Genomic DNA, 15,746 nt, shown 5'->3' with positions numbered 1-15,746 from the left:
CGCCCCTGGGGCCCCACGCTGCGTCACGCGTCCGCGAAGAGCACACCGTGATGTACGGCCGTCCGTCGGACGAGGAGGTGGGTCGTGCCGCGCGTACCGGTGGACGGTGACCCCGTCGACGTACTCCTCCTCTTCCCACCGCAGACCGAAGCCAGGTTCTTTCCGTACCTGAGCCTGCCTTATCTCACCGGCCATCTGCGACGCCGGGGCCGACGGGTCCATCAGGCCGACCTCAACATCGCCCTGCTCCACGAACTGCTGCGCGACCCGGGCATGTTGGAGGACGCGGCGCGTGCCGAGGTTGGCGACGGTATGAGCGACTGGTACCGCAGGGAGATGGCCCGTGCCGTCCACCGGCACATCCACGAGGTCCGCGCACAGGTCATGCGGAAGACGTCACCGGGTGAGCTCGGCGCCGCACGCTCGGTGCGACTCGCCCGGCAGGCACTCGAACTGTTCGTGCGGAACACCTTCCTGACATCGGCCTGGCGGGATCTCGACGAACTCGACAGTGCGGTGCGGCGGGCGGCGGATCTGCCGCCCGCCGCATCCGGATCCGCGGTGGAGGTGCTCCACCGACTGGTGGACCAACTGCTGGCCCGCCATCCGCCGCGGGTGGTCGGGCTGTCGGTGGCTTTCTTCAGCCAGCTCGGCCCCGCCCTCCTGATCGCCGCCTGGATCAGGAGGCTCCGCCCGCGCACCAGGATCTGCCTGGGTGGGCAGCAGGTCATGCTCCGCGATACGGACCTCGCGAACCTGCCGGGCCTCCGCCGCACGGTTGACGCACTGTGCTGGACCGCCGGGGAGGAGCCACTCGAACGCTGGCTGGACGCCCTCGACGGAACGATTCCCTCGACCGCGGTGCCCGGCATGACCTGGTTGCCGCGCTCGGGGGCCGCCGGCCGTTCCCGACGGCCGCCGGCCCTGCGTTTCCGCGATCTCGGGCCTCCCGACCACGGCGGCCTGCCGGTCCGCTCGTACCTCAACGAGGGCATGGAAGTGGCGATCATCTCCTGCGTCGGCTGCTACTGGGGGCGGTGCGCGTTCTGCGCGTACGGCAACCGGTCGCTGCCGCCCGGCAGGTACCAGCAGGCGACCGTGAGGCAGGTCGCCGATGCGGTCGAGACGGTGGTCCGTGACACGGGGACACGGTTCGTGGCGATCGTGGACGAGAACACCAATCTGCGCCTGGTCTCGAAGGCGATGCGCGCCGTGCGCGAGCGCGGTGTGCGGGTCCGGTTCGGAGTGCGCAGCCGGCTGGAGTCCAGCCTGGCCGACCCGGCGTTCTGCCGGACGCTGGCAGAAGCGGGCTGTGCGATGATCGCCGTCGGTTACGAGGGGAATTCGCAGCGCCTGCTCGACCTGATGGACCGGGGTGTGCGCGCGGCCGACTACCAGCGGATCGTGGACAACGTCACCGGGGCGGGGATCACTCTGCGGTTCTCGGTGATGGGCCACGTCCTGGACGAGCGTCCGGAGGAATTCGAGGAGTCCCTGCGGTTCCTGGTCGCCAACGAGCGGCACATCGGCATCGACGCACTCGAACTCCTGGTGCCCGAACCGGGCAGCAGGCTCGCACAGTCCCCAGAGCGTTTCGGGGTCTCGCTGGACACCTCGGGCCGGCTGGCCGGAAACCCCGAACTGAGCTACCTGGCCGGCCGGGTCGGCTACCCACTGGCGGTCCACGGCGGTCCGACGCGCACCGAAGCCCTCGCCCGGCTGGAGCGGGTCTTCCAGGTGGTACGGCCCGGCCGGGTGAGCACCGTCCACCCGCCGTCGCGCCGCGCAGCGGACCGGGGCGGCTCGCACCCGGCCGATGCCGCGCGGCCGCACCCGTGGGTACGTACCGTGCCCGCCCGTCTCGACGCGGTACCCGACCGCATCCTGGTCGCCGACCTGGTGTGGGAACAGTTCTACGCGCTGCCGCGCCGTGACATCGAACAGCACCCCGACGGTCTGCTCACGGCCCGCACCGCCCGTGGACAGCGGTTGCTGGCGCGTCTGGTCGACGTATCGGCCGCCGAGCCGTATCCGGTGGTACCCGCAGCCGCCCAGCGCACCAGGAGGTCGACGTGACCACCCCCTCTCCCACCGCCGCGCGCACCGCGGGCAGCGGGCCGGCACACCGGCTGGGTCTCGGTGTCCTTGTGGACATGCCATGGTCCGGAAAGGGTGTCGGCGGGCGGGGCGTCGGGTTCGTGGACACGGACGACGGTGGCGACATCAGCCCCCGGCTGCGGGCCTTCTTCCGGCGCCATGGCGGTGACTTCGGATACGCGGCCCACTCCTTCCAGCCACGCTCGCGTGCTCTTCCCCGGGCAGCCGACTACGTCCGCCCCTACGACCGGTTCGGGCAGGCGCTGCCTGCCGGTCTTCCCCGGGCCTTTCACCAGACCGAGCTCAACATGGGCACGCCCGAGCGCTACGACCGCCGGCCGGCCGCCGAGTTCACCAACGAGCTCCACGCCCGGTACGGCTTCGCCTGGGTGGTGGAGGACCTGGGGATCTGGAGCCTGCGCGGCTGTCCGCTGCCGTATCCGCTCCCACCGCCGCTGACCGAGCCCGGGCTGGAGATCGCCACCCGCAATGCGGCCCAGGCCGCGCGGCTCCTGGTGCCGCCGTTGCACGTCGAGTTCCCCGGCTTCACCGAGGGCGGCTCGTTCGCGCTGGGCAGCCTCGACGCGTTCGAGTACTTCGCCAGGCTGGCCGACGACGCCGATGTGTGGGTGACGCTCGACGTCGGGCACCTGCTCAGCTACCAGTGGCTGCGCGGACGCACCGGCCCGTACATGTTCGACGGGATGGAGGCACTCCCGCTGCGCCGCTGCCGCGAACTCCACCTGTCGGGCTGCCAGGTCGTCAACGGGAAGTTCCGCGATCTGCACCACGGCGTGCTCCTCGACGAGCAGATCGACCTCACCGCCCATCTGCTGTCCCGCTGTCCGCATCTCACCGGCGTCACCTACGAAGACCCGGTGTTCCGTGAGGACGGCCGGCTGGTGGAGAAGTCCCGGCGCAATTACGACCGGCTCAAGGCGCTGGTCGCCGAGTGGCAAGGTCAGGGGCCCCTATGAGGGCACACCCCGGTCGCCGGCTGGACGGTCAGCAGCTCACCGACCTGCTGATGCGGCTGTTGCTGGACGAACGCCTCAGGCAGCGCCTGGCCGTCGAGGGCGCCGCAGCGGTCGCCTCGGGAGCCGGTGAGCTGGAGTGCCTGGAAACGGTCGATCTCACCGAACTCGACAGCGCCGCGCGCCAGTTCCGCACGGCGATCTGGAAGCTGGGCAGGAATGGCGGCATCGCTTCCGCGTTCCCGGGCAGCCTGCGCATACTCGCGGCGGCGGGCGTCCAGGACGCGGAACTGCTCACCGGGTTCCTCCACTCCGAGGAGTTCGGCAGGTTCCGGCTTGTTCCCTACACCGGGCGCGGGCTGTCCGTGGAGGAGGCATTCGCCTCGTATCTGCTCGGCTTCGTCGCCGGGCACCCGGAGCGGCTCGCGAGCGCAGACGTGGACGCGCCCGTCGTGCTGCGCGAAACCGTGACGCACGAACTGATGACGGCCCTGTTCACGGCGCTGGTCTGCGAACAGCCGCTGTCGTTCGACATCGCCGTCGGGGGAATCGTCACGACCGGCCGCGGCCATGCGGCCCTGCGCCGCTATACGCCCCGCTCCGTCGCTTCCTGGGCGGATCGCCCGACGGCCGCCGCCCGGCTGGAGAACGGGAGTCCGGTGGCCTACGCGTACTTCGCCACACCCGCCGGGGTCACGCGCGGAGCCGTCTCCGCGCACATCACCGCGGCATTCGAGACCACCCCATCGGCCGAGGGTGACGCAGCCCGCCGCGCGCTGTCCGGGCGCGGGCTCTGGTGACGCCGCCCACTTCGGCGGGCACGCCGAACGGCCTCGGTGAGAAAGGGGACGAACTGTCATGCGCATCGTATTGGTGGACATGCCGTGGTCGGCGATCGACGCCCCGTCGCTGGCCCTGGGCATCCTCAAACGCCGGGTCCTCGACGTCTTCCCGGACGCCCGGGTCGATGTCGTGCACGCCAACCTCGACTACGTCGACTGGCTGACGGCACGTACCGGCTTCACCTTCGAGGAGTACGACTTCTGCGCGAGCTCGTACTTCTCCGGACACAGCGAGTGGATCTTCTCGGCCGCCCTCAACGGGCATCCCCGCTGGAACGTCACGGAGTTCAGCGGGTCACTGGGGGAACGGGCACCCGAGCCGCTGCTCGCCAAGGCACAGGAACTGCACGAACTCGCCCCGCTGTTCGTGCAGGAGACCGCCGCCGGGATCGCCGCCGGTGCGCCCGACGTCGTCGGTTTCACCACGACGTTCGCACAGAACGCCGCCGCCCTTGCCGCCGCCCGTGCGGTCAAGGTCCGCGCTCCGCACGCCATGACCGTGTTCGGCGGCGCGAACTGCGACGGCCCGCAGGGCGCGGCACTGCACCGGAACTTCCCGTTCGTCGACTTCGTCGTACGCGGTGAGGGTGAGGCGACGTTCCCCCAGCTGCTGGCCGCGCTCCGGGACAGTGGCGACCTCTCGGAAATCTCCGGCCTGTGCTGGCGTGACACCGACGGCCGCTGCGTCACCAATCCCATGGAGGACAAGCCCCTGCCCCCGGCGGCGCTGGTCACCCCCGAGTACGGCGACTACTTCGACCGCCACGCACGGTCCACCGCGGGCAGCTGGGTGGAGCCCCGCATCGTCGTGGAGGGCTCGCGCGGTTGCTGGTGGGGAGAGAAGCACCACTGCACGTTCTGTGGGCTCAACGGCTCGTTCATGGAGTTCCGCAGCAAGAACCCGCAGCGATTCGTCGACGAGATCCTCGGCTTGGTCGAGCGATACCGCATCCTCGACGTGTGGGTCACCGACAACATCCTCGACATGGCCTACCTCACCTCGATGGCACCCCTGCTTCAGGAGTCCGGCTACGACCTGCGCCTGTGCTACGAGATCAAGTCGAACCTGCGGCGCGAACAGCTCCGGACCCTCGACGCGGCCGGCATCGGCTACATCCAGGCCGGTGTCGAGAATCTCAGCAGCCGGGTCCTGAAAATCATGGACAAGGGCGTGACCGGCTGCCAGAACGTCCGGCTGCTGCGCGACGCGGAGACCGTCGGCATGAACCTGAACTGGAATTACCTCTACGGTTTCCCCGGCGAGCTGGAGGAGGACTACGACGAGATTTCCGACCAGGTCCCCGCCCTGCATCACCTCACCCCGCCCTTCAACGCCACCCGCATCAAAGTCGAACGCTTCAGCCCCTACTTCGACCGGCCCGAACTCGGCTTCGACCAGCTGCGCCCCGCCTCCCACTACCACCACATCTACGACCTGCCCGACTCCGAACTCGCCGACCTGGTCTACCTCTTCGACTCCCCCAAACGCGGCATCTCCCCGTCCTGCCTGGACCGTCTGAAGCGGGCCGTGAACGGCTGGAAGGACGCCTATGTGCACTGCCGTCTGACCCACTGCGACCTCGGAGACCACATCGTCCTCGTCGACACCCGCCCCGGATTCGCCTGGCACCTCCTCGACCTGACGGACCCGCTGGAGATGACCGTCTTCCGCCTCCTCGACATGCCGCACTCCCCCGCGGCCGTGCTGCACAAGGCCGCTGCCCGCCACGAGGACGCGACCGAGACCCGGATCAATGAGATCCTCGCCCGCTGGCGCTCCCTCGGTCTCGTCTTCACCGACGGCGGCCAGTACATTCATGTCGCCCCGGAGGTCGCCAACCAGGACCTGATGCGCCTGGACGGCAGCCGCCTGCACAGCGCCGAGCCCCTCGCCCCGGCCCTCGCCGCCACCGGAGGGATCCGATGAGCCCGCTTGCCGCACGGCCCCCCGCGCCAGTGGCCCTGGACCTGTGGAGGGAACGCGACCCGGCGGCCAGGAACATCCCAGGGGTGTATGCCGGCACCCTCGACCTGATCGGCGACCAAGTGGGCACCATCGCGGACCTTGCCGCCCGTCATGTCCAGTTCGCCCGGCTGTCCCGGACCGTCGACCTGACGGATCGAGACGGCGCCGCCGCGGTGACAGCCCTTGTAGCCGTCCGCGAACTCACCGCCTTCGGCATCGCCGTCGACTGGACGCTGCGCCTGCCCGAGCCCGGCACGGGCACGCCGGACGACTGGCAGCCGCTCAGCCACCTCCACCCGCCCACCGCCGTGATCCGGGACGGGGCCGGCGGTCTCAGCGGCTCCGGCGACGATATCGTCGTCCAGTGGCGCGACTCGTTCCACGCCGCGAAGTGCGGTTACCGCCGTGGCCCCGGTTTCATCGAGATCCGTGACCGCCGCAGCGGCTCGTTCAAGCGCCTCGTCATCCGCACCCACCAGCATGACGACCTGTTCCAGGCGCTTTTGCGCGGTCTGCCGGAAACCGGCGTGCCCTCTTCGGTCGTCGCGAGGTATCTGCCACCCGGCCTGATCCACCGGGCGGGACGTTTCCTGTGGTGGACGCCGTACCGGATCCGCCGCTGGCCGCTGAGCACCACCATCCCGTAGGCGGACGAGGAAGCTCAAACGGGAACCGCTTCCACCCAACTGTGGTCCTCGGTGAGGTACCGGACCAGACGAAGCCCGGCCGCCGCCAGCATGCGCTCCAGCATCGCGTCCGGGACATCCCGGGCGCGGAAGGAGTGGGTCCACCGCATGCCGTCGATCTCGTACTCGATGCGTACGTCGGAGACGCCGGGCACCGAGCGGTCCGCGGAGACGATCCGCATGCGGATGCCCGCCCGCTCCCTGCCGACCGGTGCCTTGCGGGGGCCGTACCAGTCCTCGCCCTGACGCTCCACCAACACCTGCCCCGCGTCCGCCACATGCCGACGACAGCTTCGCAACATCGCGTCGCGTGAGGTCGGCTCGGCGGTGTTGAGTAGGTGTGAAGCAAGCAGTACGACGTCGAACTGCTCACCGAGGTTCAGTCCCTCGATGGAACTGTGCACTGTACGGGCACCCTTGATTCGGCGGAGCATCTCCTCCGACTCGTCCACGGCCACCACGCGATATCCGCGCTCCAGCAGCACATGGGTCAGTCGCCCGGCCCCCGCACCCAGTTCGAGTATCGAGGCCCCTGGCGGAACGACCCGAGCAATGACCTCCGGCTCGGCTCCGGCAGGAAGCCTGGAGTACAGCTCCACCGCGTTCCCGTCCGGCGTGAACGCCCCAGGACCGCTGCCCTCGCCACGATGTGCGGGTCCGTATGCCCTCTCGCCCATCTGAAGCTCCCGTGTCGAGCCGCATTGAGCAGCGGTGCGGGGCCGGATCGGAGCCACCACCATAAGGGCACCCGAGGCCGGTGTGCGATACGACCGTGGCAAAATCACCGCCGCCTCACACACCATGTCTCATTCGACGCAGCTCGCCGAACAGCGCATCACCGACGACGGCACCGGATGCCGGTGTTCGCTCCGAGACGCACCGGACGGTACGCGCGGACGTGCCCACGCGCCGCGGCCGATCCTGCGGAAGTGTCAGGGAGTGGCGTTGCCGTCTCGGCCGAGATTCTTCAGAAACTGTCGCTGGTCATCCAGGAAGCCGTCCGCGAAGAGCGCGCGGGGGGCGAAAAGCGCGGTCAGCGTGGTCTTGATGTCGGATTGCTCGATGGACTGCTTGAGCAGCGAATGGGCCGCGTCCGGGTAACGCTTGACCGCCAACGCGCCGTCGGCGTTGAGCACCTTGCGGTAGGTGCGCTCCGTGTCGGCGGTGTCCACGTTGATGTCATGGCCTGCGAGCGTCAGCAGTACCGGGACGCCGCGCAGGAAACGGAGGTCCTGTGTGGCGTCCGCGGTGTAGTTCCTGGAGATGAAGCCCCAGCGATCGGCGGTCATGCCGCCGGCGTCGCCACCCTTCGCCCTGACGTACTCCTCGAAGGTCGCATGGCGTGCCAGCAGCCGACGGGTGGCGTCGCTCTTGGCGATCTCGGCCTTGATGCGGGCCGGTGACGCGCCGTCGGCACGCAGTGAGGCGAGGAGGTTGTAGCGGCCCTGCCGGAGCCAGTTGATCGCGGGTGAGACGGCGATGACGAAGCTGACGGGCGTCTTGGCGGCGACCTTCGGCAGCACCCAGCCCGCCTGGCTGGCGCCCCAGAGCCCGATCCGGTCACCGTCGATGTCCGGTCGGGCGCGCGCCCAGGCGACGGCGGCGGCCGCCTCGTCGGCCCGGTCGTCCATGGATTGGTCGAGCCAGTTGCCGGGTGCGCCCGTGACGCCGGGCTTGTCCCAGGACAGGGTGGCGTACCCGGCCTTGGCGTTCGCTTCCCACAGGGGCTTGTAGCCGTCGTCGTGAGTGGCGTTGACGGGCCCGTCGCCATGGATGTTCACGACCAGCCCGTGGCGCTTGCGGCCGTCCTTGGGGGTGGCCAGTACACCGTTGAGGGTGTGGCCGCCGTGGCGGATCGTGACGCGCTGCTCGTCCATGTCGTAGGAGTTCTGCCACAGCACCACACCGAGGAGACCTGCGGCCATGACCAGGGCCGTGACGAGTGACCACACGGCGATGCGGAGCCCGCGCCGTCGGGGTTGGACCTTGGGACGCATGAGATCTGACCGCCTCTGCTAGGTGGCTTACGCAGCACCGAAACTATCACCACACGCACGACCGTCAAGAGAATGATAGATTTGGGTTGAGGTTACGGCGCGAGGATCGAGAGAGGGGCACGGCATGGAACTGGACACCACAGGCGCCGGCACTGGACCGGTGACCGTCCGACGGGGCGTCCCGGCCGGATCCGAGCGGCGGGCGGCCGAGCTGTACTGGGAAGCCTTCGGTCGCAAACTCGGCCCCGCCCTGAACCCGCCGGACAAGGCGGTGCCCTTCCTGGCCGCCCACCTGAACACCGATCGCGCGGTGTGCGCGCTCCTCGACAGGCAGCTCGTCGGCCTCGCCGGCTACCAGCTCGGCGGCCGGGCCCTCACCGGGGGATCGGCCCGCGCCGTACTGCGCACGTACGGGCACCTGCGAGGACTGCGCCGACTCCCGCTCCTCGCCCTGTTCGAACGCCACCCGGCCCCCGGGCAGCTCGTCATGGACGGCATCGCCGTGGACCCGGGCATACGCGGCCGCGGCGTCGGCAGCCTGCTCATCGAGGAAGTGGCCGCCATCGCCGCGGAGCAGGACTGCCGGGAGATCAGACTGGACGTCATCGACACCAACCCGCGCGCCAGGGCCCTGTACGAGCGCCGCGGCTTCACGGCCGTACGGACCGAGCGCACGCCCTACCTGCGCCGGCTGCTGGGATTCGGCGCCGTGACCACCATGCTCCGCCCTGCCGAGGCGAACGGGACGACAGGACCGCGCACACCATGACCGACCACATCGAGATCCCCACCCGCATGCTCGTCCACGCGCTGATCCGCGAGGACGGCTCCGTCGACGCGGACGAGCTGTACACCGTCGCCAACACCCTGGGCATGAGCGATCAGCAGGTGCGGCTGTGCGTCAAACGCCTCGTGACCGAGGGCCGGTTCACCCACGAGGGCCGAGGCCGCAAGGCGCGGCTGCACGCGACCGCGGACACCACACGCACCCTCGCCCCCAACGCCGACTTCCTGCGGCACGCCTTCCGGCAGGACGCCGGACACACGCCCTGGGACGGCGTCTGGCATCTGGCCGGCTTCGCGCTGCCCGAATCGGCGCGCACGGCACGGGACTCCCTGCGCGAGACGCTCGTCCACCTCGGCGGCGCCCCACTCCAGGGCGGGCTGTACGTGTGCGCCAACGCCTGGGAGCCGTACGTCGAAGAAGCGGCCCACCGCCTCGGCGCCCATGACGCGCTCACCCTCCTCACCACGACGGACCTGCGCAAGGGAACCACCCAAGAGCCTGCCGAACTCGCCCGCTGCCTGTGGCCCCTGCAGGAGATCGCCGACCGCTACCACCGCCTCACCCGTATCGCCCAGCCCCGCCTCGCCCGACTCACCGGCCCCGCCGCGCTCTCCCCCTCCACGCTCCTCACCATCGCGGTCGAGCTGGCCGCCGAACTCACCCGCGCCATGGAGCCCGAACCACTGCTGCCCCCTCAACTCCTGCCCCACCCCTGGCCCGGCACCCACGCCAGACACCTCGTCGCCCGGTGCTGGGCAGCCCTGCACGAACGCGACCACGGCGAAACCCGCCCGGCGCTCTTCCACCTCTACACCGACATCACCCGAGAAGCAGCAGAGCGAGCCACGCACTGAGAGCACAACAGACGACGCAGGCCATTCCTATGGTCGTCAGGCACCGGAAGCACCCACCCTGCGGACAGACGCGCACCGGGCCAAGGTTGAGCACTGAGATCCGTACCGGCCGGTGCCAGATGTTGATGCATGCCCCCGGCGGTTTTGCCCGCTCGCCGCCGGTACCCGACCTGGAGAGCGCCGAGTACGCGGCTCACGCATTCACTTCCGACGACCTGTCGGTCCGGTCCGCGCGGCCAAAGTATGCGCCGAAGGCCGGTCAGTTCGTCATCGCGTGGCAGCGTTCCGGGGAGGGTCGATAAGGAGTGGCTCGCGATGCAGGGCTACCAGCCGGGGGTCCGGTTCCAGGCCGTTGCGCCGCGCCATCCAGACGAAGCTCGACAACTGGATATCGGGGGAACGGCGTTCCTCGTAACCGACCGCCGTCTTCGATCGACACCCAGCGTCCCGGCAGCCGCCGGCCCGGCCGTCACGGTGCCCTCCGAGAGTTCAGGCACCGGACCGAGAGAAGGCGACGGACCGCGGGCCGTATGTCATGGCCGTTGCCCGATGGCACGCTCCCGCCGATCGACCGGATCGCCGTCGGCGTGCCATACCGGGTCCGCTGGGCGCGCTGCTCCGTGATCAGCGGTAGACCGTTGCTTCCTTGGCGGTCTGCTTGATGCCGTTGGCGCCGTTGAAGAGGCGCTGTCCCCACGGGGTCAGCGACTTGGCGTCGAAGTGGTTGCTGAGGTCCAGGTGGCTGTCCTCGCCGCTGTTTCCGCTCCAGGACCAGCCGAGGTAGCCGATGCGTGCGGCCTGGGTCCGCGCCATGATGGTGTCCTCGTCCGTGTCACCACTCGGGTGGTAGTGACCGAATTCCCCCACGACAAGAGGCAGCTTGGCCCGGGTGAAGGCTTCGAGGTAATTCCTGACCTTGTCGGCGGTGTTGTAGACCCCGTACATATGGACGGAGAAGACGGTGTTGTGGTCGGGGTCGGCGTCGAGCACGGAGCGCGCCTGGCGCCGCATGGTTCCCGACCAGTCCTGGCCCCAGTTGGGGCCGTCGGCCATCAGGGCGTGACGCAGGCCGGCCGCGCGCAGCCGGGCGATGGCGGCTTTGGTGTCCGCGGCCCAGTGGCCGGTGTTGTTATTGCCGTGCGGCTCGTTGCCGAGGTTGACCACGACGTGGTTCTCCTGGCCCCGCAGGGCACCGCGGACGCTTATCCAGTAATCAGCGGCGCGGGCGAGGGAAACGGCTCCCGCCTGTTCGCCGTAACCGGTGGTGTCGTGGACTTCCAGTACGCAGATCAGTCGGTTCGCCTTGCACCGGGAGATGACCGCGCGGACATCGGCGATGTCGTTCTTCGTCCAGCGGTCGCCGCTGCTCAGCACCACGCGGACGCTGTTGGCTCCCAAACGCTTGATGTCGGACAGGGCCAGGTCGGTCCGGTCGGCGTGCCAGGCGTGGGAATGATTGACACCGCGGAAGACGAAATCGGCGCCGTTCTTCTCGACGAGCCGGCCGTTCTTCACATGAAGGCCGGTGGCGGCGAGCACGCGGGGCTGGGTGTCCACGGCGTTGGACAGGGCCGGGGACGGAGCCAGGAGGAAAATGCTCACCGTCGCGGCGAGAGTGGACAGATGGGATTTCACGGCAACGCTTCCTTCATGTCGATGGGTGGTGGCGAGAGGCATTCGATATGCCCGCCAGGGAACGACCGTCGGATTCCGCCAGGTTCGGCCAGCGCGGCAACCTTTTCGGCGGTCGGCGGCCGGACGGCGAATTGCCTGAGCCGACGATGCGGCGTGGAGGTCTCCTGCGATGGATCAACTGGCGGCGAAACGGACACCAGGCCCTTTTCGGCCGCCTACGAAGGCGCCGAGTGGGCGCGATATCGGGGGTGCGTAAGCGCCACCACCCTTGCCGACACTCACTACGGCGGCGGCGCGGTGGAACCGCGTGGGGTGAGGGCCGGCCGCGGGACCGGGCGTGATGCGACGTCCTTGCCGGCGATCACGTCGAAGAGGGCCCGGGCCACTTCGGCGCCGAAGGCGTGCACGTCATGGCTCATCGCCGAGAGTGCGGGGTGGGTGAGACGGCACAACTGCGAGTCGTCCCAGGCCAGGAGAGACAGGTCATCGGGTACGGAGATGCCCAGTTCGGCGGCGACGCCGACGCCGGCCACCGCCATGATGTCGTTGTCGTACAGGATCGCGGTCGGACGGTCGGGGGCGAGCAGCAGGGAGCGGGTGGCGCGGGCCCCTTCCTCGCCCGCGAAACCGGTGGCGATCTGCCGGGTGCCGTCGAGTCCGAGTTCGCGCAGCGTGGTCTCGAACGCGGTGGCGCGGATCATGCTGTGTCCCAGGCCGGCGGGTCCGCCCACCCGGGCGATACGGCGGTGTCCGAGGGCGGCGAGGTAGCGGACGGCTTCGGCGACGGCGGTGGCGTCGTCCGTCCACAGGGAGGGCAGCCCGCCGGTGAGTGACGGGTGCCCGACCGCGACGGCAGGCAGTCCCAGGGCCCGCAGCGGCTCCACGCGGGGGTCGTCCTCGTGGAAGTCCACCAGGACGGAGCCGCCGATCAGACGGGCGCGCCACCAGCTCTCCTGGAGCGCGACCTCCTCGTCCAGGTCGCGCACCAGGCGCAGCAGGAGTGAGCAGGACCGTTCGGCCAGGACGCCTTCGATGCCCGAGATGAACTCCATGTAGAACGGTTCGAGCCCGAGCAGCCGGGCCGGCCGGCAGATGGCGAGTCCCACGGCGTCCACCCGTCGGCTGGAGAGGCTGCGCGCGGTGGAGTCCGGTTCCCAGCCGAGTTCGCGGGCGACCGTGAAGATGCGGTCCCGGGTGGCCTGTGACAGCCCCGGTCTGTCGTTGAAGGCCAGGGAGACGGCCCCTTTGGACACACCGGCCCGGGCGGCGACGTCCTTGATGGTGGCCCGCCGGGGTGTGGCGCTCACGAGGACCCGAGGCAGAAGAGGGCGGCGCGGAACTCCTCGCTCCCGGCATCGGCCGCACCACGTACCCGGATGCGCGTCCGCTCGCCGGGCAGCAGGGTCACCAGGCCCCGGTCGGCGACGGCGTCGGGTGCCAGTCGGTCGGCCTGGAGCAGGAGGTCGCGTATCAAGGTGTGTGCTGTCACCACGAGGTCGACTGTATCCGCCGCGCCGGCGACGGGCTCCAGCGCGAGATCGAACCGGGGGCCCGGGTAGGCGAAGTCCCGGTCCCGTACGGCGAAGAACACCGCGCGCAGGTCCCCGGCGTCCGCGACCAGGTACTCGGTTTTGGAGCCCTCGGCGGGGACGAGGTCCCTCGGTACGGGGAGGCGCAGTACGGCCCGTGGCTCGACGGTCAGGTCGAGCGTCGCCTCGTAGGCGGCGAGCCTCTCTGCCGCGGCCGCATCACCGACGGCTTCCATACGGCGCAGGGTGACCGGCGTGCGCCAGGGGTCCGCGCTCTGGTTCACCAGGGCGAGGACCGGTCTGTCAGGGCCGGGCTGCAGGGTGAGCAGCCGATCGGCATAGACGCGACGCAGTTCGTGGTAGAGGGGTTTGAGGCGGCCGTCGCCGTCGATGGCCGACCAGGAGCTGACGGGCCAGCAGTCGTTGAGCTGCCAGACGACGGTGCCCGCGCAGACGGGCCAGTGGGAGCGCCAGTGCTCGATTCCGGCGGCCACGGCACGGGCCTGGACGACCTGGGCGAGGTAGTGCCAGCGGTCGAAGTCCCCGTCGGGGAGGGTGAAATGCCGCGCCACGCCGCGATTCAACTTGTCGTTGCCGTCTTCGGCCTTCTGGTGGTGGAGCATCCCGGGTGAGTCCGGCGCCAGTGTCTCACCTGGCAGGGCGCGCCGCAGGGTGGCCAGGTTCGGGGGCGCCTGCCAGCCGAATTCGGAGACGAAGCGTGGCACGTCGGCGCGGTACTCGGCGTAGTCCTTGCGGTTCCACACCTCCCACGAGTGGTGCGTGCCGTGGGACGGGTCGTTCGGGTGGTGGTCCCAGGAACCGGACCAGGGGCTGCTTGCCGTATAGGGGCGGGTGGGGTCGAGTTCGGCGACCACGCGGGGCAGCAGACCGAGGTAGTAGCCCTCTCCCCAGGAGTTCCCGGCGAGTTCGGTCTCCCACCCCCAGTCGCGGAAGCCCCAAAGGTTCTCGTTGCCGCCGTTCCACAGCACGAGGCTGGGGTGGTGCATGAGGCGTACGACGTTGTCCCGGGCCTCGGCCTCCACCTCGCCACGCAGCGGCTGCTCCTCGGGGTACGCGGAGCAGGCGAAGGGGAAGTCCTGCCAGACCATGAGGCCCAGCTCGTCACAGACGTCGTAGAAGGCGTCGTCCTCGTAGATGCCACCGCCCCACACCCGTACGAGATCGGCATTGGCGTCGGCGGCCCGGGCGAGTTGGGAGCGGTAGCGGTCCGGGGTGACACGGGAGGGCAGGACGTCGTCGGGGACCCAGTTGACGCCACGGGCGAAGACGCGGATGCCGTTGACGACGAACGTGAACCCGGTGCCGTGCTCGTCGGCGCCGCGGTCCACCTCCACGGTGCGGAAACCGATACGGCGCCGCCATGTGTCGAGGGGGTGCTGCCCAGGTGCGGAAGCCGGCGCCTCAGACGCTGCCGGCGGCGCAGGCGCCCCGGACACCTCGTACAGCGTGACTTCCACCTCGTACAACGCCTGGTCACCATTGCCACGTGGCCACCACAGTTCGACGTCGGGCGCCTCAAGAACGATGACGGCCTCATCGTCCTCGACGACGGCCGCTCCCCACGCTTCCGTCCCGGCGACCACGGCGTGAGCCACGAGTTCGCGCGCCGCAGCCTGTCGCGTGCGCTCCACCTCGATCCGCAGTTCCACCCGGCCGGTCGTCCCCTCGACGGTCACCAAGGGGCGGACCCGCGCCAGGCGGGCCGTCGACCAGTGCTCCAGCCGGACCGGGCGCCAGATGCCGGCGGTGACGAGGGTGGGACCCCAGTCCCAGCCAAAGCTGCACGCCATCTTGCGGATGTACTGGAAGGGTTCGGGATAGACGTTGGGCCGCTCTCCGGTGACCGCCCGCACGGCTGCCGCCTCGTCGTAGGCGGAGGCGAACTCCACGCGGAGTTCCCCGGCGCGCCCGGTGACATCGAAGCGGTAGCTGCGGTGCATGTTCCGTGTACGTCCGAGTTCTTCACCGGCCAGCGTGATCCGCGCCGCGGTGTCCAGCCCGCCGAAGACCAGGTCCGTACGTTCGTGGACGGCCGGGGCGGTCGGGAGGTCGGTCGTGTACGTCCATGCGCGCCGCCCGACCCAGGCCACGTCGCGCTCGTTTCGTCCGAGGAACGGGTCGGGGATCAGCCCGGCGGCCAGCAGGTCGGTGTGCACGCAGCCGGGGACCTCGGCTGCGAGTGACGCCCCGTCGTGCCTCAGCCTCCAGCCCTCGGTGAGCGGGGTGACGTCCTTCATGGCGCGGCTCCAATCAGCGGGCGCGAGCCCGGTTGAGGCGAATGCGGAGCCAACCTAGCCCGTGTCAGGTAAACCGGTCTAGTCGTTGCTTCCAAGAAACGGATCCGTCAACTGCACGCTC

Annotated in this window: 12 protein-coding genes; 7 read left to right on the top strand and 5 right to left on the bottom strand. The window is 69.8% G+C overall.

Annotated elements, in window-relative coordinates:
• Nucleotides 1-84 precede the first annotated feature (84 nt).
• The 5 genes from ACH4K4_RS36070 to ACH4K4_RS36050 are packed head-to-tail and all read left to right on the top strand — an operon-like array spanning nt 85 to nt 6,526.
• Nucleotides 85-2,076 (top strand): B12-binding domain-containing radical SAM protein, encoded by a 1,992-nt coding sequence (locus ACH4K4_RS36070; protein WP_398173652.1) that lies wholly within the window; start codon nt 85-87, stop codon nt 2,074-2,076.
• Nucleotides 2,073-3,074, top strand: coding sequence for a DUF692 family multinuclear iron-containing protein (locus tag ACH4K4_RS36065; protein WP_398173650.1), 1,002 nt, complete (start codon nt 2,073-2,075; stop codon nt 3,072-3,074). Before ACH4K4_RS36070 ends, ACH4K4_RS36065 begins: the two co-directional genes overlap by 4 nt.
• Nucleotides 3,071-3,871: a hypothetical protein gene (locus ACH4K4_RS36060; RefSeq protein WP_398173648.1), complete on the top strand. Its 801-nt coding sequence runs from the start codon at nt 3,071-3,073 to the stop codon at nt 3,869-3,871. Before ACH4K4_RS36065 ends, ACH4K4_RS36060 begins: the two co-directional genes overlap by 4 nt.
• 58 nt (nt 3,872-3,929) lie before the next feature.
• Nucleotides 3,930-5,840, top strand: a complete 1,911-nt coding sequence (locus ACH4K4_RS36055) for a RiPP maturation radical SAM C-methyltransferase (RefSeq protein WP_398173646.1) — start codon at nt 3,930-3,932, stop codon at nt 5,838-5,840.
• Complete coding sequence (locus ACH4K4_RS36050) at nt 5,837-6,526, top strand: DUF5825 family protein (RefSeq protein WP_398173644.1); 690 nt, start codon at nt 5,837-5,839, stop codon at nt 6,524-6,526. Before ACH4K4_RS36055 ends, ACH4K4_RS36050 begins: the two co-directional genes overlap by 4 nt.
• A gap of 14 nt (nt 6,527-6,540) precedes the next feature.
• Here the strand turns inward: ACH4K4_RS36050 and ACH4K4_RS36045 are convergent, their stop codons facing one another.
• Entirely contained in the window at nt 6,541-7,242 is a 702-nt protein-coding gene (locus ACH4K4_RS36045) for a class I SAM-dependent methyltransferase (protein WP_398173642.1), read from the bottom strand.
• Between the two features lie 255 nt (nt 7,243-7,497).
• Nucleotides 7,498-8,562, bottom strand: a complete 1,065-nt coding sequence (locus ACH4K4_RS36040; protein ID WP_398173640.1) for an alpha/beta hydrolase family protein — start codon at nt 8,560-8,562, stop codon at nt 7,498-7,500.
• Nucleotides 8,563-8,686: 124 nt separating this feature from the next.
• On the opposite strand from ACH4K4_RS36040, the gene ACH4K4_RS36035 reads away from it, so the two are divergent.
• Nucleotides 8,687-9,331 (top strand): GNAT family N-acetyltransferase, encoded by a 645-nt coding sequence (locus ACH4K4_RS36035; RefSeq protein WP_398173638.1) that lies wholly within the window; start codon nt 8,687-8,689, stop codon nt 9,329-9,331.
• Nucleotides 9,328-10,203, top strand: a complete 876-nt coding sequence (locus tag ACH4K4_RS36030) for a PaaX family transcriptional regulator C-terminal domain-containing protein (RefSeq protein WP_398173636.1) — start codon at nt 9,328-9,330, stop codon at nt 10,201-10,203. The genes ACH4K4_RS36035 and ACH4K4_RS36030 overlap by 4 nt, the downstream gene beginning before the upstream one ends.
• A 624-nt stretch (nt 10,204-10,827) precedes the next feature.
• Here ACH4K4_RS36030 and ACH4K4_RS36025 read toward each other — a convergent pair.
• From ACH4K4_RS36025 to ACH4K4_RS36015, 3 genes are all read right to left on the bottom strand, one after another.
• A complete protein-coding gene (locus tag ACH4K4_RS36025) occupies nt 10,828-11,838 on the bottom strand; it encodes a glycoside hydrolase family 5 protein (RefSeq protein ID WP_398173634.1) in 1,011 nt (336 codons plus the stop codon).
• 281 nt (nt 11,839-12,119) lie between these two features.
• Complete coding sequence (locus ACH4K4_RS36020) at nt 12,120-13,145, bottom strand: LacI family DNA-binding transcriptional regulator (protein ID WP_398173632.1); 1,026 nt, start codon at nt 13,143-13,145, stop codon at nt 12,120-12,122.
• The gene (locus ACH4K4_RS36015) at nt 13,142-15,625 is read right to left on the bottom strand and encodes a glycoside hydrolase family 2 protein (RefSeq protein ID WP_398173631.1); all 2,484 of its coding nucleotides are present in this window, start codon (nt 15,623-15,625) and stop codon (nt 13,142-13,144) included. Before ACH4K4_RS36015 ends, ACH4K4_RS36020 begins: the two co-directional genes overlap by 4 nt.
• Between the last annotated feature and the right edge of the window lie 121 nt (nt 15,626-15,746).

Source organism: Streptomyces sp. NPDC017529 (assembly GCF_044329785.1).
Lineage (GTDB): Bacteria > Actinomycetota > Actinomycetes > Streptomycetales > Streptomycetaceae > Streptomyces.
The sequence above is the reverse complement of the archived record's forward strand: the minus strand, read 5'-3'. Positions and strand labels throughout refer to the sequence as shown.

Bases quoted from the DNA above. Each gene is read 5' to 3' on its own strand.
- ACH4K4_RS36045 (WP_398173642.1), bottom strand. From the start codon at position 7,242: ATGGGCGAGAGGGCATACGGACCCGCACATCGTGGCGAGGGCAGCGGT.
- ACH4K4_RS36035 (WP_398173638.1), top strand. From the start codon at position 8,687: ATGGAACTGGACACCACAGGCGCCGGCACTGGACCGGTGACCGTCCGA.
- ACH4K4_RS36055 (WP_398173646.1), top strand. From the start codon at position 3,930: ATGCGCATCGTATTGGTGGACATGCCGTGGTCGGCGATCGACGCCCCG.
- ACH4K4_RS36040 (WP_398173640.1), bottom strand. From the start codon at position 8,562: ATGCGTCCCAAGGTCCAACCCCGACGGCGCGGGCTCCGCATCGCCGTG.
- ACH4K4_RS36015 (WP_398173631.1), bottom strand. From the start codon at position 15,625: ATGAAGGACGTCACCCCGCTCACCGAGGGCTGGAGGCTGAGGCACGAC.
- ACH4K4_RS36030 (WP_398173636.1), top strand. From the start codon at position 9,328: ATGACCGACCACATCGAGATCCCCACCCGCATGCTCGTCCACGCGCTG.
- ACH4K4_RS36050 (WP_398173644.1), top strand. From the start codon at position 5,837: ATGAGCCCGCTTGCCGCACGGCCCCCCGCGCCAGTGGCCCTGGACCTG.
- ACH4K4_RS36060 (WP_398173648.1), top strand. From the start codon at position 3,071: ATGAGGGCACACCCCGGTCGCCGGCTGGACGGTCAGCAGCTCACCGAC.